General features: G+C 61.9%; 19 protein-coding genes and 5 tRNA genes. 14 read left to right on the top strand and 10 right to left on the bottom strand.

Annotated features, from left to right (window positions below):
• Positions 1–4 precede the first annotated feature (4 nt).
• The 3 genes from hisA to hisB form a co-directional block, all read right to left on the bottom strand.
• Positions 5–751 carry a 1-(5-phosphoribosyl)-5-[(5-phosphoribosylamino)methylideneamino]imidazole-4-carboxamide isomerase gene (hisA, locus tag ACJJV2_RS16095; protein ID WP_043336722.1) on the bottom strand — a complete coding sequence of 249 codons (747 nt, stop codon included), beginning with the start codon at positions 749–751 and terminating at the stop codon, positions 5–7.
• 115 nt (positions 752–866) lie between these two features.
• Positions 867–1,508, bottom strand: a complete 642-nt coding sequence (hisH, locus tag ACJJV2_RS16090) for an imidazole glycerol phosphate synthase subunit HisH (protein WP_054555217.1) — start codon at positions 1,506–1,508, stop codon at positions 867–869.
• 70 nt (positions 1,509–1,578) lie between these two features.
• On the bottom strand, positions 1,579–2,172 hold the full coding sequence (hisB, locus tag ACJJV2_RS16085; RefSeq protein ID WP_043336716.1) for an imidazoleglycerol-phosphate dehydratase HisB: 594 nt from the start codon (positions 2,170–2,172) through the stop codon (positions 1,579–1,581).
• 260 nt (positions 2,173–2,432) lie between these two features.
• Between hisB and ACJJV2_RS16080 the strand changes: the two genes are divergently transcribed.
• From ACJJV2_RS16080 to ACJJV2_RS16040, 9 genes are all read left to right on the top strand, one after another.
• On the top strand, positions 2,433–2,918 hold the full coding sequence (locus ACJJV2_RS16080; protein ID WP_225347481.1) for an acetyl-CoA sensor PanZ family protein: 486 nt from the start codon (positions 2,433–2,435) through the stop codon (positions 2,916–2,918).
• Positions 2,919–3,158: 240 nt separating this feature from the next.
• Entirely contained in the window at positions 3,159–5,552 is a 2,394-nt protein-coding gene (locus tag ACJJV2_RS16075; RefSeq protein ID WP_405282196.1) for an AsmA family protein, read from the top strand.
• A 110-nt stretch (positions 5,553–5,662) separates the two neighbouring features.
• Entirely contained in the window at positions 5,663–6,835 is a 1,173-nt protein-coding gene (gene mutY / locus ACJJV2_RS16070) for an A/G-specific adenine glycosylase (protein WP_405282194.1), read from the top strand.
• A 132-nt stretch (positions 6,836–6,967) separates the two neighbouring features.
• Positions 6,968–7,279, top strand: a complete 312-nt coding sequence (locus ACJJV2_RS16065) for an oxidative damage protection protein (protein ID WP_052384882.1) — start codon at positions 6,968–6,970, stop codon at positions 7,277–7,279.
• 104 nt (positions 7,280–7,383) lie between these two features.
• Positions 7,384–7,459 (top strand) — tRNA-Phe (locus tag ACJJV2_RS16060).
• A 5-nt stretch (positions 7,460–7,464) separates the two neighbouring features.
• Positions 7,465–7,539: transfer RNA gene (locus tag ACJJV2_RS16055), tRNA-Gln, on the top strand.
• Positions 7,540–7,588: 49 nt separating this feature from the next.
• Positions 7,589–7,664 (top strand) — tRNA-Thr (locus tag ACJJV2_RS16050).
• A gap of 77 nt (positions 7,665–7,741) precedes the next feature.
• Positions 7,742–7,817, top strand: a tRNA-Phe gene (locus tag ACJJV2_RS16045).
• Between the two features lie 3 nt (positions 7,818–7,820).
• Positions 7,821–7,895: transfer RNA gene (locus tag ACJJV2_RS16040), tRNA-Gln, on the top strand.
• A gap of 131 nt (positions 7,896–8,026) precedes the next feature.
• Here the strand turns inward: ACJJV2_RS16040 and ACJJV2_RS16035 are convergent.
• From ACJJV2_RS16035 to ACJJV2_RS16020, 4 genes are all read right to left on the bottom strand, one after another.
• Complete coding sequence (locus ACJJV2_RS16035; RefSeq protein ID WP_405282192.1) at positions 8,027–9,112, bottom strand: sigma-54 interaction domain-containing protein; 1,086 nt, start codon at positions 9,110–9,112, stop codon at positions 8,027–8,029.
• A 346-nt stretch (positions 9,113–9,458) separates the two neighbouring features.
• On the bottom strand, positions 9,459–9,842 hold the full coding sequence (locus ACJJV2_RS16030) for a hypothetical protein (RefSeq protein WP_405282190.1): 384 nt from the start codon (positions 9,840–9,842) through the stop codon (positions 9,459–9,461).
• 117 nt (positions 9,843–9,959) lie between these two features.
• Positions 9,960–10,823 (bottom strand): hypothetical protein, encoded by an 864-nt coding sequence (locus ACJJV2_RS16025; RefSeq protein ID WP_405282189.1) that lies wholly within the window; start codon positions 10,821–10,823, stop codon positions 9,960–9,962.
• 19 nt (positions 10,824–10,842) lie between these two features.
• The gene (locus tag ACJJV2_RS16020) at positions 10,843–11,766 is read right to left on the bottom strand and encodes a CsgG/HfaB family protein (protein ID WP_405282187.1); all 924 of its coding nucleotides are present in this window, start codon (positions 11,764–11,766) and stop codon (positions 10,843–10,845) included.
• A gap of 589 nt (positions 11,767–12,355) precedes the next feature.
• Between ACJJV2_RS16020 and thpD the strand changes: the two genes are divergently transcribed.
• Together thpD and ACJJV2_RS16010 are read left to right on the top strand one after the other, a co-directional pair.
• Complete coding sequence (thpD, locus tag ACJJV2_RS16015; RefSeq protein ID WP_405282185.1) at positions 12,356–13,462, top strand: ectoine hydroxylase; 1,107 nt, start codon at positions 12,356–12,358, stop codon at positions 13,460–13,462.
• A 247-nt stretch (positions 13,463–13,709) separates the two neighbouring features.
• Positions 13,710–14,444: a fumarylacetoacetate hydrolase family protein gene (locus ACJJV2_RS16010; protein WP_405282184.1), complete on the top strand. Its 735-nt coding sequence runs from the start codon at positions 13,710–13,712 to the stop codon at positions 14,442–14,444.
• Between the two features lie 226 nt (positions 14,445–14,670).
• Here the strand turns inward: ACJJV2_RS16010 and speA are convergent, their stop codons facing one another.
• The 3 genes from speA to ACJJV2_RS15995 form a co-directional block, all read right to left on the bottom strand.
• Complete coding sequence (gene speA / locus ACJJV2_RS16005; protein WP_284892494.1) at positions 14,671–16,569, bottom strand: biosynthetic arginine decarboxylase; 1,899 nt, start codon at positions 16,567–16,569, stop codon at positions 14,671–14,673.
• A gap of 176 nt (positions 16,570–16,745) precedes the next feature.
• Positions 16,746–17,708, bottom strand: coding sequence for a homoserine kinase (locus tag ACJJV2_RS16000; protein WP_405282182.1), 963 nt, complete (start codon positions 17,706–17,708; stop codon positions 16,746–16,748).
• A gap of 195 nt (positions 17,709–17,903) precedes the next feature.
• Positions 17,904–18,233 carry a DUF2782 domain-containing protein gene (locus ACJJV2_RS15995; protein ID WP_082388170.1) on the bottom strand — a complete coding sequence of 110 codons (330 nt, stop codon included), beginning with the start codon at positions 18,231–18,233 and terminating at the stop codon, positions 17,904–17,906.
• Positions 18,234–18,590: 357 nt separating this feature from the next.
• Here ACJJV2_RS15995 and polA point away from each other — a divergent pair, with 357 nt between their 5' ends.
• The 3 genes from polA to ACJJV2_RS15980 all read left to right on the top strand — a co-directional run bounded on the left by polA (position 18,591) and on the right by ACJJV2_RS15980 (position 24,545).
• On the top strand, positions 18,591–21,479 hold the full coding sequence (gene polA, locus ACJJV2_RS15990; protein ID WP_405282179.1) for a DNA polymerase I: 2,889 nt from the start codon (positions 18,591–18,593) through the stop codon (positions 21,477–21,479).
• A gap of 125 nt (positions 21,480–21,604) precedes the next feature.
• Entirely contained in the window at positions 21,605–22,672 is a 1,068-nt protein-coding gene (locus tag ACJJV2_RS15985) for a type I restriction endonuclease (protein ID WP_303570525.1), read from the top strand.
• Positions 22,673–22,994: 322 nt separating this feature from the next.
• Positions 22,995–24,545 carry a sigma-54 interaction domain-containing protein gene (locus ACJJV2_RS15980; RefSeq protein WP_405282177.1) on the top strand — a complete coding sequence of 517 codons (1,551 nt, stop codon included), beginning with the start codon at positions 22,995–22,997 and terminating at the stop codon, positions 24,543–24,545.
• Positions 24,546–24,794: the final 249 nt, after the last annotated feature.

Raw genomic sequence — 24,794 nt, 5'->3', positions numbered from 1 at the left:
CCCCTCAGGCCTTGCGGCCGGTGATGGAGTCGGACAGCGCCTGCGCTTCGGCGATGTCCAGGCTGCCTTCATAGATGGCGCGGCCGGTGATGGCGCCGAGGATGCCCTGATCGGCCACTTCGGCCAGGCCACGGATGTCATCCAGGTTGGTCACGCCGCCGGACGCGATCACCGGGATACCGCCTTCGCGGGCCAGTGCCACGGTGGCTTCGATGTTGACGCCCTGCATCATGCCGTCGCGGGCGATGTCGGTGTAGACGATGGAGGACACGCCGTCGTTGGCGAAGCGCTTGGCCAGCTCGGTGGCCTTGATGGTGGAGACTTCGGCCCAGCCATCGGTGGCCACGAAGCCGTCACGCGCATCGAGACCGACGATGATGCGGCCCGGGAAGGCACGGCACATCTCGGCGACGAAGGCCGGTTCCTTCACGGCCTTGGTGCCGATGATGACCTGGCCGACGCCGGCTTCCAGATAGTGCTCGATGGTCGCGGCATCACGGATGCCACCACCGATCTGGATCGGCAGCTCCGGGTAGGCGCGGGCGATGCGTGTCACGGCGTCGCCATTGACCGGCTTGCCTTCGAAGGCACCGTTGAGATCGACCAGATGCAGACGACGGCCACCGGCCTCGACCCAGCGCGCGGCCATGGCCAGCGGGTCATCGCCGTAGTTGGTGGAGTCTTCCATGCGGCCTTGCTTCAGGCGTACGCACTGACCGTCCTTGAGATCGATCGCGGGGATTACCAGCATGTCGGGTGTCCTCTCGGCGTGTCTGGGCACGCCTGTATTGTCGTCGGTATATCGAAGGCGGATGTATCGGCGTCCGTCACGCGAGACAGACGCCGAGGGGCACGCGGGCGAGCCTTCAGGGCTGCCAGCGGACGAAGTTCTCGAGCAGCTTGAGGCCGGCGGCCGCGCTCTTCTCCGGGTGGAACTGCACCGCGAACAGGCTGCCCTCACCGATGGCGACGTGCGCCTCGGCACCGGCGTAGTGCGTGGCACCGTAGACCTTGGAGCGTTCGCTGGCCGATACATAGAAGCTGTGCACGAAGTAGAAGCGCGAGTTGTCCTCGATACCTTCCCACAGCGCGTGGCCCTGGGTGTGCGCGACATGGTTCCAGCCCATGTGCGGCACCTTGAGGCGCTGGCCGTGCTCGTCCAGCTGCTGGTCATCGAAGCGTTTCACGTCGCCCTTGAAGTAGGCGAGGCAATCGATGCCACCGTTCTCTTCGCTGCGCTCCATCAGCATCTGCTGACCGACACACACGCCCAGCAGCGGCTTGCTGTGGTTGCTCAGCAGCTCGCCGACCAGACCACGCAGCTCGGCGCGTTCAAGCTCGCCCATGCAATCACGGATGGCGCCCTGGCCGGGCAGCACCACGCGGGTGGCTCCGCGGATGGCGCGCGGGTCGCTGGTGATCACGACATTCTCGTCGGCCACGTGCTCAAGCGCCTTGGCGACGGAGTGCAGGTTGCCCATGCCATAGTCGATGACGGCAATCGTCATGTCTTTCTCCCGAAGGCCGGAGGCAGGCTCCGGCGCTGGATGTCAGGCGTCTGGCGCCCGGATCATTCGTTTACAGCGAGCCCTTGGTGGAGGCGATACGGCCTCCCATGCGCTCGTCCTCTTCCACCGCCATGCGCACGGCACGACCGAAGGCCTTGAAGATGGTCTCGGCCTGGTGGTGGGCATTGAAGCCCTTGAGGTTGTCGATATGCAGGGTGGCGCCAGCGTGATTGACGAAGCCCTGGAAGAACTCCCAGAACAGCTGGGTATCGAAGCGACCGATGTTGCCGCGGGTGAACTCGCACTGCATGAACAGGCCCGGACGACCGGAGAAGTCGATCACCACGCGAGACAGGGCTTCATCCAGCGGCACGTAGGCATGGCCGTAGCGGCGGATGCCGGCCTTGTTGCCCAGCGCCTGCGCGAAGGCCTGACCCAGGGTGATGCCGATGTCCTCGACGGTGTGGTGGTCATCGATATGCAGGTCGCCATCGCAGTCGACCTCGATGTCGATCACGCCGTGACGGGCGATCTGGTCCATCATGTGTTCGAGGAAGGGCACGCCAGTGTTGGCGCTCAGCTTGCCTTCACCGTCCAGATTGATGCGGACCCGGATCTTGGTTTCCGAGGTGTTGCGATGAACTTCGGCGATACGCTCTACCATGATGTCTCTCCAGCGGTCGGTGACGCCATCAGCGGCTTCGGGGCCGATGGGGTCTGGGCGCAGTCTGGGGCCTTTGGTATGAGAGGCGTGTGTCCAGTCCGGCCGGGAAGTGCGCATCATGTGGTTATTGTCATGTGATGTCGCAATCGAAATCGTGATCAGGGCATTGACGACGGCAGAGAGCCGTCGGCGGGGCGCTTGATCGGCGGCAGGCGCGTCGTCTTTGTGCCTGCCCGACCCGTCATTATAGAGAAAGGACAATGGCATCCGCTACAATGGCGGGCATTCATATCGCGGGCGAGGATCTCACCATGCCGGTCACTCTTCAGATGATCGATCACGCACGCTGGCAAACCGATGAGCAAGTCCGTATCGATCTGTCGCGTATCTATCACGAAGCCCCCAGTGAGCGTCTCCCGCTCGCCCCGGATGACTTCATTCAGGCCAATCTCGCCGCGGGACACCGCTTCTGCAGCGCCTTCTTCAACGATCGTCATATCGGCGCGCTACTCTGCGAGGATGAAGGCGATGCCTGGAAGATCAGCCATTGCTGCGTGCGCAAGAGCACGCGTCGACGCGGTGTCGGTACGCGTCTGATGGCGCTGCTGTCGCTGGAAGCGGCCAGTGCCCAGCGTCTGCTGGTCGTGCCGAGTCAGGGATTGACCCTGGCCGACGAGCTGCTGGTATCACGTCTGGGCTATGTGCGAGACCCCGCCCGCGACGGCTTCGTGCTGGCGCAGGAGTGAACCCGGTCGTTGCCGGATGCGGAACTGACGTCAACGCGACCTGTCCACCGGCTGTGTCATCATCATTTCTGTCTTGAGGCTGTCTCGCTGTGCGGAAGGATGGCGCGCAGCGCTCGAGCTAGATGATGAGCGGGAGAAAGGGCATCGCCTGATGCCACGAGTCCCCAGCGCCATTCCATGTGCTGCCCTCTGGAGTGAGGGCACCGTAGCAATTCTCATCGTGTCAAAGGGAGGACGCAGATGAAAGCACTGTTCAGAGCCTTGCTGGCCATCGTCGGAGTACTGGCGTTGGTGGTCGTGGCAGGGGTGATCTATGTCACCACCTTCCTCGATCCGAATGATCTCAAGCCGCGACTGGTCAAGGCGGTCAAGGACCAGGCGGGGCTGGAACTGGCCCTGAACGGCCCGCTGGACTGGTCCTTCTATCCGCGTCTCGGCGTCAGCGTCGAGGACGCCGAAGCCTGGCTGCCGGAGCAGGAGCGTGACCAGTCACCGTTTGCCTCCTTTACCCGCGCGGAAGTCGGCGTGTCCTTCACGCCACTGCTGAGCGGTGAAGTCGAAGTCGAAGGCGTCTTCCTCGACGGCCTCAAGCTGGCGCTCGAGCGTGATGCACAGGGGCGTGGCAACTGGGAAAGCCTGCTCGAGCATGCGGCGACGGCCGCCGACAGTGGCGCGGCGGATGAAGCGCTGCCGCCGGCCAAGAGCGCCGGTGTGGCGCTGGCGGATGACACGACCCCGTCGGTGCAGAATGGCGCCGGCAGCATGGCGGTCAATCTCGATATCGCCTCGGTGCAGGTCACCAATGGTCAGATCGCCTATCAGGACGCGGCCAGCGGGCTCGACATGACGCTCAACGACGTGGCGTTGACGTCCTCCAACGTCAGCCCCGACAAGGCCTTCCCGGTCGAGCTGTCGTTCGTGGCCGATGGGCGTGAGCCGGAGCTTCAGAGCACCGTCAGCCTCGATGGCAAGGTGGCGCTGGACCTGCAGGGCGGCCGTCATGTGCTGACCGGCGTGAGCCTGGATACCACCACGCGCATGCCGTCGCTGGGTGACAAGGACCAGAGCGTGGCGCTGGATATCGATACCCTGACGCTGGACACCGACAAGCAGCTGTATCTGGCCGATGGTGCCGAGCTGGACGCGACGCTCCATCAGGCCGCGCTGGGTGACAAGGCCCTGCCGCTGAAAGCCACCTTCGGCGCCGAAGCGGACCTGGCGGCGGGCACGGCGAATCTCGAGAACCTGCTGCTGACCTCCGGCAGTGACTTGCGCCTCAGCGGGGCGCTCAAGGCCAAGGACATCACCGGCGATGCGCTCAGCTATAGCGGCCAGTTCAAGCTGGCACCGCTGTCGCCCAAGGCGTGGATGACGCGTGTCGGCATGGAGGCGCCGCAGACCGCCAAGAGCAGCGCGCTGACCTCGCTGGCCTTCTCCAGCCCGTTCAAGGGCGACATGTCGCAGGTGCAGCTGACCAACCTGGTGATGGCGCTGGATGACACCACCATCAATGGGCGTCTCGGCTCGTCCTTCGATGCCTCGCAGATCACCTTCGATCTGGATGTCGACGCGCTCAATCTCGATGACCACCTGGCACCGGCGGGCGCGGACGAGAAGACGGCAAGCCTGGGGGAAGCGCTCACGGCGGGCGTGATCGCGCCGGTCTATGCGGCCGATGGCGATGCGGAGCTGCTGCCGGTGGCACTGCTCAAGACGCTGGGGCTTCAGGGGCAGCTGGATATCGGCACGCTGATCGCCTCGGGGCTCGAGATGAGCAAGGTGACCGCCAAGCTGTCCGGTCAGCCGGGTGTGCAGCAGCTCGATAGCCTGACGGCCAGCCTCTATGGCGGCTCGCTGGCGGCCAATGCGCGCATCGACAGCCGCAAGACACCGCTGAGCATGAGCTTCGGCGAGAAGCTGACCAATCTGGATATCGCGCCGTTCCTCAAGGCGCTGGCGCCGGAGCAGAAGGACATCCTGCGCGGTCGCCTGACGCTCAATGGTGACTACACCACCAGCACCAATCAGATCGACAGCATCAAGCGCAATCTGAACGGCAAGGGCAACTTCGAGATTCGCAATGGCGAGGTGCTCGACGTCAATATCTCCAGGGAGATGTGCACTGCCGTGGCGACGCTGAGTGGCAAGACCTCCTCACGCGAGTGGAAGGCCAATACGCCGCTGGAGCGCGCGCAGGGCAGCTTCACGGTCACCAATGGCGTGATCAGCAATCAGGATCTCGCCCTGGCGATCCCGGGCATCGCGCTGGATGGCAAGGGCCAGCTCAACCTGCCGACCGAGGCCTTCGACTACAACGTGGCGGCGCGCTTCATCGAGGGCGCGGATGACGCGGCCTGTGAGGTCAATCCGCGTCTGATCAAGCTGCGCTTCCCGGTGCAGTGTCAGGGCAACCTGAGCGGTGAGCCGGGCGAGTGGTGTGGCTTCGATCAGAAGGGCTTCCAGAGTGCCGCAGCGGAACTGGCCAAGGATGAAGCCAAGCGCAAGGCGGGCGAGAAGGTCAGCGAGAAGCTGGATGAGAAGCTCGACGAAGATACCCGCAAGAAGATCGACGACAAGCTGGGCGAAGGCGCCAGCGACAAGCTGAAGGGTGCGATTCAGGGGCTGTTCAACTGATCACGCGCTCTCTTTGCAGCAAGACCGGCACGCCAGCTCCTCGGGGCTGGCGTGCTGCCGTTTGAGTCCAGGCCATGGCGTCGACCATGGCGCGAGCAGAGGAAGTTTTGATGGCGCGACCTGACATTGCTGCCACGCCAGACGTGACAGCTCCCGAGAGCCACGCCACGCACGGCTTCGAAGACATCGCCCTGAGCCCCGAGGCGTTTCAGGCGCGCGTGTTCGACTGGTTCGATGAGCATGGCCGCAAGCATCTGCCCTGGCAGGAGAACACCACGCCGTATCGCGTGTGGGTCTCGGAGATCATGCTCCAGCAGACCCAGGTCGCGACGGTGCTGCCGTACTACGCCCGCTTCATGGAGCGCTTCCCGGATGTCGCGGCGCTGGCGGCGGCGGACATCGATGACGTGCTGCACCTGTGGACGGGCCTTGGCTACTACGCCCGGGCGCGCAACCTGCACAAGGCCGCTCAGCAGGTCGTGAATGAGCACGACGGCGCCTTCCCGGTCGAGAGTGTCGAGGCACTGTCGGCCTTGCCGGGTATCGGGCGTTCGACCGCCGGGGCGATCATCAGCATCAGCACCGGACAGCGGGCGCCGATTCTCGATGGCAACGTCAAGCGCGTGCTGGCTCGCCTGCATGCCGTGGAAGGCTGGCCGGGACGCCCGGCGGTGGAGCGCAAGCTGTGGACGCTGGCGGAGCGCTACACGCCGCAGGTGCGGCTGGCGGACTGGACCCAGGCGATGATGGATCTCGGGGCCACCCTGTGCACGCGCGGCAGCAAGCCGGATTGCGCGCGTTGCCCCTTCGAGGAAGTCTGCGTGGCGCATGCGCGTGGCGAAGAGAAGCGCTTCCCCGAGAGCAAGCCCAAGAAGACCATTCCGACGCGTCAGACGTTGATGTTGCTGGTCAGTGATGCGGCGGGGAAGATCCTGCTGGAACGCCGTCCGCCGACGGGCATCTGGGGCGGCCTGTGGGCGCCGCCACTGGTCGAGAACCGCGAGGCCGCGCGGGAATGGGTCGCCCGCGAAGCCCGCGGCGCCCATCTGGAGGCGCCACTGGCGAGTTTCGAGCATGTCTTCAGCCACTTCCGGCTGACCATCACGCCACAGCCGGTACTGCTGGGGGAGGCAGGGCTTGCGCCAGCTCAAGCGGGCGGGAGCGTCAACGAGTCAGCCGCCGACCGCCGCTTCGTCGACCCTGCCGCGCCGGACGCCGTGGGCCTGCCGGCGCCGGTCAAGGCGCTGCTGGCGCGCTGCACGGATGATCTGTTTGGCCTGTGAGGCCTTGTCGGCATCGGCCGTACGTCTGGGGCAAAGCGGCTCAAGCGTGCGAGAATGAGGCAACAGTAAGGGCGTCTGGCGAAGGCTCGGCGCTCATCCACACTGACATCCAGTTCTCTTACGGAGTTACCCATGCGCACCGTACATTGCCGCAAGTATGACCAGGACCTGCCGGGTCTCGATTTTCCGCCGCTGCCGGGCGAGAAGGGCCAGGATATCTGGTCCAACGTCTCGAAGCAGGCATGGGAAGAGTGGCAGGCGCTGCAGACGCGTCTGATCAACGAGAAGCACCTCAACATGATGGATGCCGACAGCCGTCGCTATCTGATGGAGCAGATGGATCGCTTCTTCAACAACCAGGAGACGGATCAGGCCGAAGGTTTCGTGCCGACGGATGCCGCCGCCAAGGGTGAATCGCAGGGCGGACAGGGCTACGAAGTCTGAGTGGACGGCGAGGACGGCGGAAGGCGAATTACGACGCCAAATTCTTGATAAGCAAGGGTTGACGTCGGGAAAGGTTTTCTATTTAATACGTCCTCGTTGGCAAGGGCCAGATAGCTCAGTTGGTAGAGCAGGGGATTGAAAATCCCCGTGTCGGCGGTTCGATTCCGTCTCTGGCCACCAAGTGTTGGGGTATAGCCAAGTGGTAAGGCACCGGTTTTTGGTATCGGCATTCCCAGGTTCGAGTCCTGGTACCCCAGCCAGCTGACATGCAGTAACGTAGTAAGAAGACTCATATCATGAGTTCTTTGTGCCGGCTTAGCTCAGTTGGTAGAGCAACTGACTTGTAATCAGTAGGTCGAGGGTTCGACTCCTTTAGCCGGCACCATCTTCAGGCTTCTGTAGATGAGCGAAGAACACACGATATAGAGGTCGCCTTGGCGGCTTTTTTTGTGTCTTCAGGTTGGCCAGATAGCTCAGTTGGTAGAGCAGGGGATTGAAAATCCCCGTGTCGGCGGTTCGATTCCGTCTCTGGCCACCAAATTGGGGTATAGCCAAGTGGTAAGGCACCGGTTTTTGGTATCGGCATTCCCAGGTTCGAGTCCTGGTACCCCAGCCAATTCTGGCTAGTTGATGAAGTCGCAGGATGAATTCGGCAGCCAACAGAAAAGCCACCCTTCGGGGTGGCTTTTTTGCGTCTGGAGTAAAGGTCTGGACGGGGGCTTGGTATACCGCAGGCCAGCGCTCCTCTCAATGCGAGGTGGGCTCGTCCGGGTGCATCGCCAGCCAGCTCAGGCGCTTGCGATAGATGGTGGAGGGCGCGATCTCCAGTATCGCCGCAGCGCGGGGGATACTGCCATCACAGGCGCTGATGACGCTCTCGATCGCCTCGCGTTCGACCATCCACAACGGGCGCAACGTGGTCTCGCTGTCCTCCGACGCGTTGTGGCTGACCGACGGGCGATGCGCCGTGCTGGAGGGCAGGTCCAGCATGTCGGCCGTCAGCACCTCACCATCATTGAGGATGATGGCGCGCCGCAGCGTGTTTTCCAGCTCTCGCACGTTGCCGGGCCAGTCATGGGCCAGCAGCTGACGCTCGGCGCATGCACTGAGTCGTGTGAAGCGCTTGCCTTCGTGGCCTGCCATGCGCCCCAACAGCCCGGTGGCGATCTCCAGGATATCCTGACCGCGCTCGCGCAGCGGCGGCACCTTCAGCGGGATGACGTGCAGACGATAGAATAGGTCTTCCCGGAAGCGGTGAGTATCGACCAGTACCCGCGGGTTCTGATGCGTGGCGCACACGATGCGGCAATTGACCTCTACCGTGCGCGTGGCACCCACCGGCATTACCTGCCCCGTCTGCAGGAAGCGCAGCAGCTTGCTCTGCAAGGGCAGCGGCAGCTCCGCGATCTCATCGAGAAACAGCGTCCCTCCATCTGCCGCCACGGCGAGCCCCTGCTGGGCGCTCACGGCCCCCGTGAAAGCCCCGCGCACATGTCCGAACAATTGCGACTCCAGCAGCTCTGCCGGAATGGCGGCACAATTGACGGCGATGAACGGGCCGTCACGTACCGGGCTATGGCGGTGAATGGCAGTGGCACACAATTCCTTGCCGCTGCCGCTTTCGCCGGTGATGAAGATGGGAGCGTCCGAGTGGGCGACCTGGATGAGAGTGCGATAGAGCGTCTGCATGGCCGATGAGTCTCCGATAAACTCCCCAAAACCGCGAGGTCGCTTTACCGGTAGTTCCCTTACCCGCGAGGTAGTGGAGATATCGTCAGCCAGATTCAATGCAGTAGCCGATGATGCAGCCTGATGAGCTTTCAGTGCGGTCATGAGTGTTGTTCCCTTGCTGCTGGTCTTTCTGCATTGCCTGCGCTTCGTGCGAGCGGGCTGCGAAAGAATAATTGTCGGGCTGCTTCTGGTGACAGCCTCACCGGAGAGTCTGGATTCTCCAGCGTTGAGTGTTCGTCTTCGGGGTTTATCGAGTACCCATATAGAGGTTAATGACTTGTGCGAGATGATCATGGCGGCTTTTAGTGCGTTTTTTCCGCTCCCCCTGAGTGGCAGACTTCTCAGTCTCGACGCTTGCCTGGCTGACCAACTCTCTACTCACGCTGAAAGGGTGAGTTCTGGTATCTGACGGTCTGTCTTCCCACTGATAACTGTCCCGAGCAGTGCATCACTGGGCGTCTTCCTCCTCATCTTCGTTGTTGTGGGTAATGGTGAAGTCAGTCGACGACGTCTGAGAGCTGCCATCCGCGGACTGATCCGCAGTGCTGTCGATGGTGCCGGTGGAACCATCACTCAGCGTCTGTTCGATCTGTTGCCAGTTGCCGATCGAGGTGCTGCTGCCGGTATTGAGGGTATATTCCCCGATATTGGTATCGGACCCTTCCCCCAGGCTGCCGGCCTTCTTGCTCTCGTAGAGAATCAGGGCGGTTTCTGCGCTACGTGCTGGAAAGTCGTAGGGGAAGGGGCCCATCAGTGAGTTGGCGCTGGCAGTCGTGGCCAGCAGGCATCCCGCGCTGACGATTCCCAGGCTGATACGTGTAAAAGCATTCATGTCTTGCTCCTTTCGATCTGTGAAAGATGCAGTGTCTGATGCGTGAAGAATCTGGTGTTGGCAGATGCTGAAACACACGCGGGTTGCCCCGCGTGTGTTGATCAGGCTGTCGCTGGATTATTGCGGGCCGACATTGATGGAGACGTTGTTGCCCACTGAGGTCGCAGCATTGTTGATGACCGGGCCCTCGAAGCTGCCCACTGGCGGCAAGCCGAGCGTGATGTCGCTGACTGAGGCCGAGGAGGTCACATTGGCGAAGCTCATCTGGGTATTGTCGGCAATCAGGGCGGTATCAAGACCAGTTGTGTCCTGGGTGACCGACAGGTTGTTGCCCACTGAGGTGGCAGCGTTGTCCACGCTCAGATTGAGAATGTTCTCGACAGTGGCCACTGAGTCGATGTTCGCTTTCTGGAAATAGCCCCCTGCCAGGAATTGCTCGTTATGCAGATTGACCATGGCATCGCTCTCGATGGAGGCATTGTTGCCGACTGAGGTCGCCGCATTTTCCAGGCTTTCCAGGCGTGTGATATCAGCATTCACGACGGGGTCGGTGGTGGTGGTATTGATATAGCCAATGGCCCCTGCGCCTGCGCCTGCGATGGCACCGGCATTGGCATTTGCACCAGAGCCAAACCAGCCGCCATACGAGCTGGCCCCTGCACCTGCGGCTGCTCCTGCGGCTGCGCCCACGCCAATCCCGACTTCGGTGGTGGTTTCACCAGGGCCAGAGCCGTAACTGATGTCACTGACGACGGCTGAAGAGCTGACATCCCCGATCTGCTTCTGGAAGTTTTCCACCATCACCAGGCCGCCCGGATCGTCGATCGTCGGATCGATATGGGCTCCCACCTTGATGTGCGTGTCAACGTGGCCATGCCATTTCCAATGGACATTGTCGAAGGCTTGCGCCTGACTTGCCATCATCACACCACTTACGAGACCGATGGCGACTGCGAGCTTATTATAGGTAGTCATTGTCATGTTCCTCATGAATGTTGACTTATTGTGCTGCGCTGGATGCTGCCGGTACTTCTGATGCGGGTGTTGCTTGCAATGGTGTTGCGACTGCATCATTTGATTCATTGCCACTTGCTGCATTGCTGCTGGTATTGGCTGCGGCCACTTGCTGCGTGTTGCTATCGTCGTCTGCAACATGCTGTCCCGGGTGAAGCTCGCATTCCTGTCCCGCAGGTACAGGAAGCCCCAGGCCTTCAGTCAGAAGCTGATACGCGCCCATCTCCACGACTGATCTCACGCCCAGCTGCAGTGGTTCATTGCGCACTGCGCCGGAGTCAAACTCGACCAACTGATTGCCGAAGAAGCGGTAGATACCGGCTTCGACTTCGTAACCCACCACCTGCTTCTGCAGGCTGGTGACATAAACGGTGCGGAAGGTGCGGATATCAACCATGCGCAGGTCCAGGCCGACGTTGATGACTGCAGTACGAAGTCCGGCCCCGATTCCGCTGACGAACAGGCGAGTGCCGCCGCTTGAAATGTTGTAATTGAGCTCTGTAAGAGCACCGAGAACCACGAAATGCGAAGGGAGAACTGCCAGTTTGCGCGGCGAGTAGGCCATTGCCTTATTCTCGAAAAGCTGCTGCTCTGCCAGCGGGACTCGCACATCGAGACGCTCGGTAAGATGTACCTTGCGAGTCTTGTAGAGGGCACTTATCAGCATCTCGGATACGCCCTGGGTCACGGCAGCGCTCTCTGTTACGGTGGAGTAACTGCGTTGACCGGTCTTGTCCGTCACCTGACCCACTGCAATCACAGGCAGGTTGGTGGCACCCTGAATTCGACTGAGTGATACGAGGCATTCGCTATATGGCGTATTGTTTGAGGTGACTGGTGGCCCTACGACCGGTTCGACATTGTCGAATTTCGGTTCGACAGCGGCGCAGCCCCCCAGCACTGTGGCCATGCAAGCGGCCATGCATATCCGTGGCTTAAACATGCTGGAAGTTCCCCTGGTGTGACGCATGATCCTGCGCCGTTATTTTTTCTCTGATATGTCTCTATCAGTTGTTCTGCCGTGTTTTCTAAGGGGCACGAAACGTGCCAAACAATTTCACAATATTTCACAGACACTTACGCATTAATGCGCAATGTTGCGTGCGATGCGTTTTGCAAATGGCGAGGCGAAGTGAGGGGGAATACCACGGGCGTCGTGCCAGTGATGAGGCGCTGATTAAGCCGGTTGTCTCACGGAAGATGAGAGTTCGTGGCAACAGGATGAGTCGGGACTGGCGAGAGGGGATGACTGAAGGAATTTGTCATCCGCGAGGCACAGGCAGCCTCATGTTTTCATGAGAAGGGTGATGGCGGGAGTGGTGTGAGATTGGATGGTCTTTTAACGATCTTGAGGATCAGAACTCTATGCTTATTTCATGAATCTCGGGGTTGAAGTCTGTTGCATGGCCCATAGGTGGGACAGTGCGGGCAAGCCGCGGGATAGAACGCCAGATTCCACTTTCCTCAATGCAAGACATTGATGCCTTAAGGAGAGCATGATGACAGCTTCACGCCATATGACCTCGTACAACGCCACTTCTGCTCTTTCATCCAAGCAACGCCAACATGAGCAGACCGATGGTGGCAACGTCAGCGCCGCTGCAGAAGCCTCCAACCAGCAGCTGGGCGCCCGTCAGACCAATGCCGACCGCAATCAGGCACCAGAAGCCTATCGGGATCAATCAGGCAGCGACCGAGGGTCCGATCACTCGCGAGACGCCTATCCGACGCGCCTGAGCCAGCCACCGGAGCACCTGTGGCAGAAACGCCGCGAGCCCATCGTGCACTCGCGTGCCGATGAGGGGCCGCTGGGCGCCGAGCAACTCAAGCGTTTCAAGAGTGACGGCTTCCTGTTCGAGCCGGAATTCCTGGCGCCGGAGGAAGTCGAGGCGCTGAAGGCCGAGCTGGCAGCGCTGCTCGACAACGAAGAGTGGCAGGGGCGTGATTTCACCATCACCGAGCCCAAGAGCCGCGAGATTCGTTCCATCTTCGCCGTGCACTTCCTGTCCGAGCGCTTCCGCCAACTGGCAGAAGACCCGCGCCTGGTCGATCGCGCGCGCCAGATCCTGGGGGGCGATGTCTATCTCCACCAGTCGCGCATCAACTACAAGCCGGGCTTCGAGGGCAAGGGCTTCAACTGGCACTCGGACTTCGAGACCTGGCACGCCGAGGATGGCATGCCGGAGATGCGCGCGGTCAGCGCCTCGATCATCCTGACCGACAATCACCACTTCAATGGCCCGCTGATGCTGATCCCCGGCTCGCATGAAGTCTTCGTGCACTGCCTGGGCGAGACGCCGGATGACAACCACAAGTCATCCCTGCAGACCCAGAAGGTCGGTGTGCCCTCGCGCGAAGCACTGAGCGAGCTGATCGCCGAGCGTGGTATCGAAGCACCGACCGGTGCCGCCGGCGGCCTGTTGATGTTCGACTGCAATACGCTGCATGGCTCCAACGCCAACATGTCGCCGGACCCGCGCAGCAACGCCTTCTTCGTCTACAACCGTGTCGACAACGCGATGCAGGCACCCTTTGCCGCCGCGCGTCCGCGCCCGGAATTTCTCGCACACCGTCTCGATGGTGGCTGGGACGAACTTGAAGACTGAAGTTAAAGACTGAGCTTGAAAACTGAAGTTGAAGACCGAGCTTGAAGACTGAAGTGGAAGACCAGGTTTGAAAGCTGAGCTTTGAAGACCGAAGTGGACTGAACTGCACAACGCCGGGTTGCGCTCAGGCGGCGAAATCTCGGACGTTGGTGTGGTAGTGGCAGGCTGTCGGGGCGACGTATCATTGTGATATCTCTCATTGATCGTCTTTCATTGATCCTCCATCACGCCCCGACAGGAGTTCTGCATGCCGCTTGCTCAGCGTTTCACCCCGCGTTTCAGCGATGGTCGCGTCTTCGCTCATGACCTCGGCAAGGTGGTCTGTGTCGGCCGCAATTACGCAGCCCACGCCGCGGAGCTCGGCAATGAAGTGCCCAGCGAGCCGCTGCTGTTCATCAAGCCCGCCACCAGCGTGACGCCGATGGACAAGCCATTGGCGATCTCGCGGCGTCGTGGCCAGTACCATTATGAGGCCGAGCTGGCGCTGCTGATCGGCAAGCCGCTGTGTGAAGCCAGCGAAGCAGAGGCGCTGGAAGCACTGGCCGGCATGGGCCTGGCACTGGATCTGACCCTGCGTGAGCGCCAGAGCAAGCTCAAGGCCAAGGGCCAGCCGTGGGAGCTGGCCAAGGCCTTCGATGGCAGCTGTCCGTTGTCTTCCTTCGTGGCGCTGGAAGGGTCGCGTTGGCGCGATGCCGATGGCGAGCTGCACAGCGTGGATTTCCAGGCGCTGCACTATCGCTTCGCCATCGACGGCGAGCAGCGCCAGCAGGCGGATACCAGCCTGATGCTGTTCCCCGTCGCGCGTCTGCTCAGTGAGATCAGCCACAGCTTCACCCTGCTGCCCGGCGATGTGGTGCTGACCGGCACGCCGGAAGGCGTCGGCGAGCTGGATCCGGATCAGGCGCTGGCACTGGCGCTGGACGCCCCGGATGGCAGCGGTGAGCTGTTGCGCATCGAGACACGCACGCGCGGCGTGGCATGACGTCTGGGGCTGAGCCAGCCCTGAGCGAGTAGGCAGCAGCCCTGAGCCAGCCCTGAGCGAGTAGACAGCAGCCCTGAGCGAGTTGAAAACAGCCCTGAGCGAGTTCTGAAACAGAAAAGCCCCTGCCGGGTCACCGGCAGGGGCTTTTGCTGTCTGGGCTTTAGCTTTTGAAGCTGTTCCGAGCGAGCCCGGTTCATTGAGCCAGGGCCCGAGCCTCGGCAGCGTTTCAGCTCTCCAGGTAGGTATAGCCGTCGAGACCGGCCTTCAGGTCTTCGAGCAGGTCTGCCTGTTCCAGCGCATTCAGATTGGATGACTTGAGCTGACGCGCGAGGCGTGCGGCCAGCTGCTCCGGGTCGAAGTTCACGTAACGCAGCACCTGCGCCACGCTATCACCCTGAATCGCATGGGAAAGCTGCCACTGGCCATCATCGTCGAGGCTGGCATCCACGGAATCGGTATCGCCGAACAGGTTGTGCAGGTCGCCGAGGATTTCCTGATAGGCGCCGACCATGAAGAAGCCGAGCAGCTTCTCTTCATCGGCATGCCATTCCGGCAGCGGCAGGGTGGCGTCCAGGCCCTGGTCATCCACATAGGTGTCGATGCGGCCATCGCTGTCGCAGGTGATGTCCTGAATCACGCCACGTCGTGTCGGCGCGCGATCGAGACCGGTCAGCGGCAGGATCGGGAAGATCTGCTCGATGCCCCAGATGTCCGGCAGCGACTGGAACAGCGAGAAGTTGACGAACAGCTTGTCGGCCAGCTTCTCGTTGAGCTCATCGAGGACCGCGCGGTGCGAACGCTGGCGCGCATCGAGACGCCCGGCCAGGCTGCGACACACGTTGGTGTAGATGGCTTCGGCCTCGGCGCGGATGGCGATGCTCGCCAGTCCCATCACGAAGCGCTCCTGAACCTGATGCTGGGCGTGCACCACGGCGTGGTAGATTTCCACCAGCTCACGCGGCTCGAGCTGACCTTCCAGTCGTGCAGCCTGCGCCCACAGCGCGGCGATCTGGGCATCGTCCTCGCGGCGTGCGGGCAGCGGCAGGTTCACGCGCTCCTCGCCGATCACGTCCGTCACCAGCACCGCATGATGGGCGGTCAGGGCGCGGCCGGATTCGGAGATGATGTGCGGATGCGGCAAGTCATGGGCATCACAGACGGCGTGGAAGGCGCCGACCACGTAGTCGGCGTATTCGCGCATCGAGTAGTTGAGCGAGCAGGCGCTTTCCGAGCGCGTGCCTTCGTAGTCCACGCCGAGGCCGCCGCCGACATCGACGATTTCCACGCCGGCGCCAGCTTCGTGCAGGCCCTGATAGAAGCGCGCGCACTCGGCCAGACCGCGCTGGATATCGCTGATGTCCGCGATCTGGGAGCCAAGATGGAAGTGGACCAGCTTGAGGCAATCCAGCGCATCCACCTCACGCAGACGCTCGACCAGCGCCACGATCTGGCTGGCGGTCAGGCCGAACTTGGACTTCTCGCCGCCGGTGTTCTGCCAGTTGCCCTTGCCGATGGTGGCCAGGCGCGCACGCAGGCCGATGCGCGGCCGCACGCCCAGGCGCTTGGCCTCTTCCAGCACCAGTTCCAGCTCGCTGGCCTTCTCGACCACCAGGTGCACGCGGTGGCCGAGTTTCTCGCCCATCAGCGCCAGACGCACGTATTCGCGGTCCTTGTAGCCATTGCAGACGATCACCGACGGGCCGCTGTCCGACAGCGCCAGCACGGCGAGCAGTTCCGGCTTGCTGCCGGCTTCCAGCCCGACACGTCCGCGTGAGCGCTCGCTGGTCGCCAGCAGTTCCTCGACCACGCGACGCTGCTGATTGACCTTGATCGGGTAGACGGCGGTGTAGCTGGCGCCATAGCCGCGCGAGCTGATGGCGGCATCGAAGGCGGCGCACAGCTGCTCGACGCGGTCATGCAGGATATCGGCGAAGCGAACCAGCAGCGGCAGGCGCAGGCCCTGGGCGCGCGCCTTGTCGATCAGCGAGATCAGCGGCAGCGCAGGCGTGCCCGGCTCGCCATGCGGGCGCACCAGTGTCAGGCCATCCTGGCCCACATCGAAATAGCCGCTGCCCCACTGGTCGATGTTGTAGGTGCGGCGTGCTTCGGCTGCAAAGGAGGTCATCGCGGTCTCCGGAGATGGACGGCGTGAAGGCAAGCCCGGCGGTGCTCAACAGGTGTGGGCAGCGTCGGAGAAGACAATGACGCCCGCAGGAATGCGGGCGCTCAGAGGGCGCATTATGCCTGCTGGGGGCCAGCAGGCAATTGCTTTGACGACTCGGTCAGTACGGAAGGTGCCGATCAGGCCGGTTGCGTGGCCTCGGGCAGCGGCAGAGCGCCTTCCTCGATGCGCCGACCCAGCAGCTGGCGGTACTGTGCCGGGTCCTTCGGCGTCAGGCTGTGGGCGGGCGGGTCCACGTAGACCACCAGCAGGCGTGACAGCCAATAGCGCAGCGCAGTCATGCGCAGCATGCTCGGCCACAGGCGGCGTTCGTCGGCGTTCATCGGACGCTCGGTGAGATAGGCGCTGAGCAGGGCGTCGTAACGCGCCTGGTCCAGACGGCCATCGTCATTGGAGCACCAGTCATTGACCAGAATCGACAGATCGAAGATCAGGTCGCCGGTGCAGCCGTTGTAGAAGTCGATGATGCCGCCGAGGCGGTCGCCGTCGAACAGGGTGTTGTCGCGGAACAGGTCACCGTGCAGCGCGCCCTGCGGCAGCTCGACACCGCTGAAGACGTCTTCGCAGACATCGATCTCGTCGGCCATCAGCGCCTGGTCTTCCGGGCTCAGATACGCCAGCACCTTGTGGTGCATCGGCTTGATCCAGTGCAGGTCACGGGTGTTGGGGCGCTGGCCGGTGAAGTGCTGCGAGACGGCATGCATGCGCCCCAGCGCCGCGCCGATCTCGCGGCACTGGGCCACGTTGGGCGAGACCGGCCAGTTGCCCGGCATACGCGGGAACAGCAGCGCCGGCTTGCCTGCCAGCACCTTGAGCGCCTGGCCGTCGCGGTCGTGCAGCGGGCCCGGTACCGGCAGCTTGTGGCTGGCGAGGAAGTCGAGCAGCTCGACGAAGAAGGGCAGTTCCGCGTGCTCGCCCTGCTCGAACAGGGTCAGCACCATCTCGCGGCGATCGGTGGTGACGAAGAAGGTCGAGTTCTCGGTGCCGTGCGCGACATCCTCAAGCGATGTCAGCGTGCCTGCGTCGTACTCTGCCAGAAATTCTGCGACCTGAGCGTCGCTCAGGGGGGTAAAGACTGCCATGGGTGACTCTTCTCGCCGAAATGTGTCCGCCCCGCCAGTGGCGCGCCGCCGGAGCGAAACGGCGGCAATGCGCTGACAGGAGTTGTTGTAGGTATGCAGGAAGGATGCCGCCACGCCCGGGGGCAAGAGGTGTGCCGCGGGCGTGACGCCTGTCGCTGCTGGTTCAGCTGTCGCGTGAACCAGATGCCGAGCTTATCACTTTTTCAGTGCCCAGCCGGGTACCTTGAGCTGGCTGGCACTGGTGACGCTGGACTTGATGAAGTTGCCGTTGCCGTCACTGTCGAGCAGGAAGAAGGGCGCGCCGCCCTTGGGGATGATCTCGATGGCATACAGATGGCCATTGACGCGGTATTCGCGCAGCTGGCGGTCATCCTGCTGACGGCTGGTGATCTGCGGCTTGGGGGCCTCGCTCTCGGCGACGGCCAGCGGCGCACTCAGGGCGGTGACGGCCAGCAGCAGCCCGGTGGCCAGCAGCGTGGGCAGGCGCAGCAGGGAATGCGGAGCAATGGAAGCAGTCGAGCGCATGACAATCCTCCTTTACACAAGCGCAGCCTGTATCAGGTTCCGCGTGCGAAAATTCTGTGAGCAAGGGGCCTGCAGGCAGGGTGCCTGCGAGCAAGCACCCGGTGCGTACCCGTGCAGAAGACAAGCGAATCGGCGCTGGCCTGAAACCTTGCCTGATGGGCGCAGTTTACGTCCCTTGCCGGCAGTGTGCACGACTTCCCGCCATCAATGCCGGGCGCAGAAGACACACGCGCCGAGGGTGGCGACTGTGCCTCGCCGCAGCCCTTGCGTATCATGACAGCCATAGCTGCCGAGAGGTTTTCGGCCCCGACTCTGCTTGCCCCAAGCTCACCCTTCAGCCTACGGATGCGACTGCTCATGGCCGCCACGCCGATCGTTCTCGTCGATGGATCTTCCTATCTCTATCGTGCCTTTCATGCTCTGCCGCCGCTGACCACCTCCAAGGGCCTGCCCACCGGCGCGGTGAAGGGCGTGATCAACATGCTCAAGAGCCTGATTCGCCAGTACCCGGACAGCCCCATGGCGGTGGTCTTCGATGCCAAGGGCAAGACCTTCCGCGACGACATGTACCCGGAGTACAAGGCCCAGCGCCCGCCGATGCCGGATGACCTGCGCCTGCAGGTCGAGCCGCTGCATGCCTGCGTGCGCGCCCTTGGCCTGCCCCTGCTGTGCGTGGAAGGCGTCGAGGCCGATGACGTCATCGGCACCCTGGCGCGCATGGCGACCGAAGCCGGGCGTGACGCCGTCATCTCCACCGGCGACAAGGACATGGCCCAGCTGGTGAACGAGCACATCACCCTGGTCAACACCATGAAGAACGAGACGCTGGACGTGGACGGCGTCACCGAGAAGTTCGGCATTCCGCCGAGCCTGATCATCGACTTCCTCGCGCTGATGGGCGACAAGGTCGACAACATTCCCGGCGTGCCGGGTGTAGGCGAGAAGACCGCGCTGGGCCTGCTGCAGGGCATGGAAGGCGGCCTCGACACCATCTACGGCGATCTCGATCGCATCAAGACGCTCAGCTTCCGCGGCGCCAAGACCCTGGCCAAGAAGATGGAAGCGCATCGCGAAGATGCCTATCTCTCCTACCGTCTCGCCACCATCAAGCTGGACTGCGAGCTGGAATATGGCCTGGATGACCTCGCGATCGCCGCGCCGGACACCGCCGCGCTGGTCGAGCTCTACCGGGAGATGGAATTCCGCGCCTGGCTGAAGGAGCTGCTGGAAGGCGGCGACATGGCGGCCACGCCGCATGCCGACGAGAAGGACAGCGGAGTCGCCGGCAGTGACCTGTTCGGTGACAGCATCGCGCCGGTCGCTGACAAGGACTCAGGCAAGGGCAAGACCGCCGCTGCGCCAACGCCTGATCTGGAAGCGGCGGAAGAGGGCGACGAGATGCCCGATGCGCTGCCGCCGCGTGAGGAGCGCAACTACCGCGCCATCACCGAGCAGGCCGAGCTGGACGAGTGGCTCGAGCGCGTGCGCAACGCCACCTCGCTGTGCTTCGATCTCGAGACCACCAGCCTCAACTACATGGAAGCCGAGATCGTCGGTATCGGCATGGCGCTGGAAGTCGGCGAGGCCGTCTACATTCCCGTCGCTCACAGCTATCTGGATGCCCCCGCGCAGCTGGAGCGCCAGGCCGTGCTGGAAGCGCTGACGCCGATTCTGGCCGATACCGCCATCACCAAGATCGGCCAGAACCTCAAGTACGACATCGAGGTGCTGGCGCGCTATGACATCGCGGTGGCCGGCCCGCTGGCCGACACCATGCTGATGTCCTACGTGCTCAATTCCACCGCGACCCGTCACGACATGGACTCGCTGGCGCTCAAGTATCTGGGCGAGAGCACCATCAGCTTCACCGACATCGCCGGCAAGGGCGCCAAGCAGCTGACGTTTGATCAGATCGCGCTGGAAGAGGCGATGCCGTATGCCTGCGAGGATGTCGACATCACCCTGCGTCTTGCCGCGTTGCTGATGCCGCGCATCGAGAAGCTGGGGCGTCTGGATGAAGTGCTGCGTCAGTTCGAGTATCCGCTGATTCCGGTGCTGGCGCGCATCGAGCGCAATGGGGTCGCGATCGACCCCGAGCGCCTGCACGTCCAGACCCGCGAGCTGACCGAGCAGATCCACGACATCGAGAAGCAGGCCTTTGAGCTGGCGGGCCGCGAGTTCAACCTCTCTTCGCCCAAGCAGCTGGGCGAGATCCTCTTCGAGGAGCAGAAGCTGCCGGTCAAGAAGAAGACGCCCAAGGGCGCGCCGTCCACCGCCGAAGCGGTGCTTGAGGAGCTGGCGCTGGACTACCCGCTGCCCAAGCTGATCATGCGCCATCGCGGCATGACCAAGCTCAAGAGCACCTACACCGACAAGCTGCCGCAGCTGGTCAACCCGACCACGCGTCGCCTGCACACCAGCTACCATCAGGCCGTCACCGCCACGGGGCGTCTGTCGTCGTCTGATCCGAACCTGCAGAACATCCCGGTGCGCAGCGACGAGGGCCGACGCATCCGTCAGGCCTTCATCGCGCGCCCCGGCTATCGCATCGTCGCGGCGGATTACTCGCAGATCGAGCTGCGCATCATGGCGCACCTCTCCGGTGACAAGGGCCTGCTCTCGGCCTTCGCCGACAACCGCGACGTGCACGCCGCTACCGCCGCTGAAGTCTTCGGCACCGAGGAATCGCGTGTCAGCAGTGACCAGCGCCGCAGCGCCAAGGCCATCAACTTCGGGCTGATCTACGGCATGTCCGCCTGGGGCCTCTCGCGCCAGCTGGATATCGAACCCGGCCAGGCCAAGACCTACATCGAGCGCTACTTCGAGCGTTATCCGGGTGTCGCCACCTATATGGAAGACACGCGTCAGCTCGCCGCCGAGCAGGGCTACGTCGAGACCATCTTCGGTCGCCGTCTCTACCTGCCGGAAATCGGTTCACGCAATCACGCGCGTCGCAGCGCCGCCGAGCGCACCGCCATCAACGCCCCGATGCAAGGCAGCGCCGCCGACATCATCAAGCGCGCCATGATCGATGTGGACGCCTGGCTGGCGGGCAGCGATGGCGCCGACAGATACGACGCCATGATGGTCATGCAGGTACACGATGAACTCGTCTTCGAAGTCGCCGAAGCGCAGGTCGAAGACTTCATGAAAGACGTCGCGCAGCGCATGCAGAACGCCGCCTCCCTCGACGTCCCGCTGCTTGTCGAAGTCGAGCAAGGCGACAACTGGGAAGAAGCGCATTAACGCGACGCACCATTAAAGCAATCATCAAAACCCCGCTTCGGCGGGGTTTTTTGTTATTAACTTTGACAGTTATACTTATTAAGGCAAAAATATAAGCGCTAGCTTTTACACAGGGAAGAAGAAAAATGAGCTTGATAGAACGTTTCCAGCCATTGGTCCGTCGTGCACGCGATGAAAGTTCTCACATTACAACGGAAGAAGCCACAAAGACTGCGTTAATACTGCCTATGTTGCAGATATTGGGGTATGACGTTTTTAATCCTCGCGAGGTCATCCCCGAGTATATCGCCGACATAGGCAAGAAAAAGGGTGAGAAAGTAGATTATGCCATCATGAAAGATGGCGAGATCTCAGTTTTGATCGAGTGTAAGCCTTTAGGTATGAACCTTGATCAAGCTCACTTCACTCAGCTTTATCGTTATTTTAGTGTGACTCCTGCACGTTTTGGCGTACTCACAAATGGTGTGGAGTACCGCTTCTTCTCGGACTTGGATGACAGGAATAAGCTTGACGATCAGCCTTTCTTCCGTTTCGATCTGCTAGATCATAATGATCGTGATTTAGAAGAATTGAAGAAATTCAGCAAGAGTGATTTTGAGGTTGATAATATCCTTGGTTCTGCGAGTCAGCTGAAGTATATCTCGCTTATACAAGAAGAGTTTTCTTCTCTCATTACAGATGTGCCTGAAGACTTTGTGAAATTTATCGTGTCCCGTGTCTACGAAGGACGTATGACACAAAGTGTCGTGAGTGAGTTCAAGCCAACCGTTTATGATGCGATTCAACAGTTTATTCGTGAACAGGTAGATACTCGCCTCAAGAAAGCGCTTAACTCAAGTGACCTGTCAGTTAGCGATGTCATGAGAAGCGATCCTGCTGAAAAAGAGGCAGAGCCAGAAGACGGTATCGAAACCACGCAAGAGGAAATTGACGCCTATAATATCGTGCGAGCTTTGGTGTGCGATAAGGTCGATATTGAGCGTGTTGTTATGCGTGATACTAAGAGTTATTGCGGTATTTTACTTGATGATAATAACCGCAAGCCGATCTGTCGCCTTCGCTTTAACGGAAAAAGCATCAAAAGAGTTGAGTTCTTTGATGATGAGGCGGATAGAGTAGAAATCAAAGATGTTAAAGATATATTCTTGTTCAAGGATCGCTTGTTGAACACCCTGGATAAATATATTCAGTAATTTCAGATGTGATCAAGAAAACCCCGCCAAAGCGGGGTTTTCTTGTTTCTGGGCTGCATTTCCTGGGCAGGATCTCTGGTCCCCTCGTCTCTGTCCATACCCATAAAACGAGCATGAGAAAGCAGAGGCACTGGCCTCGGGCAGTTCTACGACCACTGGCTACGTTGATCCTTGGCGGCGGTAGGCCGATGCTGTGGGTGGTGTCCGGTTTTCCGGACGCCGGCTGCGTGATGGCGCAGCCTATAACAATCAGATCCGGCGGGTGTGGTGGCAGAGGGATACGGCTGCCTACGATGACCGGACACGCCAAGGGAGAGCGGTGATGGCTCAGCAGATGCCTGTGTCAGGCGCGGCGGGCGGGGAGAAGATGGCTGCCCCGCTGCGCGATGATCTACCTGCCACCTCGATTCATCTGGAGCGGGCGCGCCGCGAGTTGCTGCGTGCCGCGATGGATGCGGTGGAGGAGTGGGTCGTGGTGGTGGATGCCCAGGGCGGTATCCAGTTTCTGAATGCGCCCTATGCCGAGTTTCTCGGCGTCGAGGCCAGCGAGGTGCTGGGGCGCGATGTCAGCGAGGTGATCGAGAACACCCGCATGCACGAGGTGCTGGAGAGCGGGCGCGCCGAGCTTGCCCAGCTGCAGTTGATTCGTGGCCACCACATGATTGCCCATCGTTACCCCATCTTCCGCGATGGCGAGCTGATCGGTGCCATCGGTTCGGTGCTCTATCACGACACCTGGGAATGGCGGCAGGTGAATGCTCAGGTTCAGGCGCTGGAAGCGGAAGTGGACTATTACCGTCAGGCGCTGGAAACCCCCACCGGCGCGCGCTGGCAGCTGAGTGACATCATCGGCGATTCGCCCGCCATGCGTGAGCTGGCCTGCAAGGTGCGCAAGATCGCCCCCGGCGGTGCCTCGGTGTTGATCCGTGGCGAGTCCGGCACCGGCAAAGAGCTGTACGCCCATGCGCTGCACCGCAGCTCGGCGCGCGCCAAGGGCCCCTTCATCAAGCTCAACTGCGCAGCGATTCCCGAAGCGCTGCTGGAAGCGGAGCTGTTCGGCTATGAAGAAGGCGCCTTCACCGGCGCCAAGCGTGGCGGCAAGCCCGGCAAGTTCCAGCTCGCGGATGGCGGCACGCTGTTTCTCGATGAGGTCGGCGACATGCCGCTGGCGATGCAGGCCAAGCTGCTGCGCGTGCTGCAGGACCGCGAGGTCGAGGCAGTCGGCGCGACCCGTCTGGTCAGTGTTGATGTACGTGTCATCGCCGCGACTCACCGCCCGCTGGAAGCGCTGGTCGAGAGCGGCGAATTCCGCGAAGACCTCTTCTACCGCATCAACGTGGTGCCCCTGAAGGTGCCGCCACTGCGCGAGCGCCGCGACGACCTGCCGACCCTGGCCACGCATCTGCTGTCACGTCTGGCGCGACGCAGTGGTCGCCGCCCGCCGATTCTCTCCGAAGCCGCCCTCGAGCGCCTGTGCGCCCACCACTGGCCCGGCAACGTGCGCGAGCTGGAAAACGTGCTCGAAGCTGCCTTCTATCTGGGCGGCAGTCATATCCAACCGACCGATCTGCCGGATGCCATCGGTGCCCGGCATGGCGATGCGCGGCATGGCGATGCGCGGCACGCCGCTACCCATCAAAGCGACTTGTCCACACCCGCTTCAGCGTCCGAGTCGTCCACAACCGCCCGGGAGTTGCACACCTCGCCGGCCACGCTGCGTGAGGCAATGGCCCAGGCGGAGCGCCAGTTGATCGAGGATGCGCTGCGCGCCGCCGAGGGCAATCGCACCCGCGCCGCCCGTCAGCTCGGCATCGCCAAGTCCTCGCTCTACGAAAAGCTCAACCGGCATGGACTATTGGCCGAAACGCCCTGATCGACCGGCATTTCACCTCCCCGCCACCAACGAGTGGCCAAAGCGTCCGGAATCTCGGTCAGTGACCGGAATTCCGGACGCTTTGCGTTTCTCGCCAGCCCGCGGCGTGCATAGCCGCATGGGGTCTGCATTCCTCTATCGGCATATTCGACTGGAGTCGTAGACAGAATTCATGACAGCGCGCGACCTTGGTCGCAGCCTTGGCGGCCTGAGTGTCCGGCTTTCCGGACGCTGTCGTGAGCCGATACT

It is taken from the genome of Cobetia sp. Ld8 (genome assembly GCF_045066615.1).
GTDB classification, from domain to species: Bacteria; Pseudomonadota; Gammaproteobacteria; order Pseudomonadales; family Halomonadaceae; genus Cobetia; species Cobetia amphilecti.
The sequence above is the reverse complement of the archived record's forward strand: the minus strand, read 5'-3'. Positions and strand labels throughout refer to the sequence as shown.

Excerpts from the sequence above, each read along its gene's own strand:
- ACJJV2_RS16035 (WP_405282192.1), bottom strand. The coding sequence starts at position 9,112 with ATGACCGCACTGAAAGCTCATCAGGCTGCATCATCGGCTACTGCATTG.
- ACJJV2_RS16080 (WP_225347481.1), top strand. The coding sequence starts at position 2,433 with ATGGCATCCGCTACAATGGCGGGCATTCATATCGCGGGCGAGGATCTC.
- thpD (WP_405282185.1), top strand. The coding sequence starts at position 12,356 with ATGACAGCTTCACGCCATATGACCTCGTACAACGCCACTTCTGCTCTT.
- ACJJV2_RS16075 (WP_405282196.1), top strand. The coding sequence starts at position 3,159 with ATGAAAGCACTGTTCAGAGCCTTGCTGGCCATCGTCGGAGTACTGGCG.
- ACJJV2_RS16065 (WP_052384882.1), top strand. The coding sequence starts at position 6,968 with ATGCGCACCGTACATTGCCGCAAGTATGACCAGGACCTGCCGGGTCTC.
- hisH (WP_054555217.1), bottom strand. The coding sequence starts at position 1,508 with ATGACGATTGCCGTCATCGACTATGGCATGGGCAACCTGCACTCCGTC.
- hisA (WP_043336722.1), bottom strand. The coding sequence starts at position 751 with ATGCTGGTAATCCCCGCGATCGATCTCAAGGACGGTCAGTGCGTACGC.
- ACJJV2_RS15980 (WP_405282177.1), top strand. The coding sequence starts at position 22,995 with ATGGCTCAGCAGATGCCTGTGTCAGGCGCGGCGGGCGGGGAGAAGATG.
- mutY (WP_405282194.1), top strand. The coding sequence starts at position 5,663 with ATGGCGCGACCTGACATTGCTGCCACGCCAGACGTGACAGCTCCCGAG.
- ACJJV2_RS16010 (WP_405282184.1), top strand. The coding sequence starts at position 13,710 with ATGCCGCTTGCTCAGCGTTTCACCCCGCGTTTCAGCGATGGTCGCGTC.
- speA (WP_284892494.1), bottom strand. The coding sequence starts at position 16,569 with ATGACCTCCTTTGCAGCCGAAGCACGCCGCACCTACAACATCGACCAG.
- ACJJV2_RS15985 (WP_303570525.1), top strand. The coding sequence starts at position 21,605 with ATGAGCTTGATAGAACGTTTCCAGCCATTGGTCCGTCGTGCACGCGAT.
- ACJJV2_RS16020 (WP_405282187.1), bottom strand. The coding sequence starts at position 11,766 with ATGGCCACAGTGCTGGGGGGCTGCGCCGCTGTCGAACCGAAATTCGAC.
- hisB (WP_043336716.1), bottom strand. The coding sequence starts at position 2,172 with ATGGTAGAGCGTATCGCCGAAGTTCATCGCAACACCTCGGAAACCAAG.
- ACJJV2_RS15995 (WP_082388170.1), bottom strand. The coding sequence starts at position 18,233 with ATGCGCTCGACTGCTTCCATTGCTCCGCATTCCCTGCTGCGCCTGCCC.
- ACJJV2_RS16030 (WP_405282190.1), bottom strand. The coding sequence starts at position 9,842 with ATGAATGCTTTTACACGTATCAGCCTGGGAATCGTCAGCGCGGGATGC.
- ACJJV2_RS16025 (WP_405282189.1), bottom strand. The coding sequence starts at position 10,823 with ATGACAATGACTACCTATAATAAGCTCGCAGTCGCCATCGGTCTCGTA.
- polA (WP_405282179.1), top strand. The coding sequence starts at position 18,591 with ATGGCCGCCACGCCGATCGTTCTCGTCGATGGATCTTCCTATCTCTAT.
- ACJJV2_RS16000 (WP_405282182.1), bottom strand. The coding sequence starts at position 17,708 with ATGGCAGTCTTTACCCCCCTGAGCGACGCTCAGGTCGCAGAATTTCTG.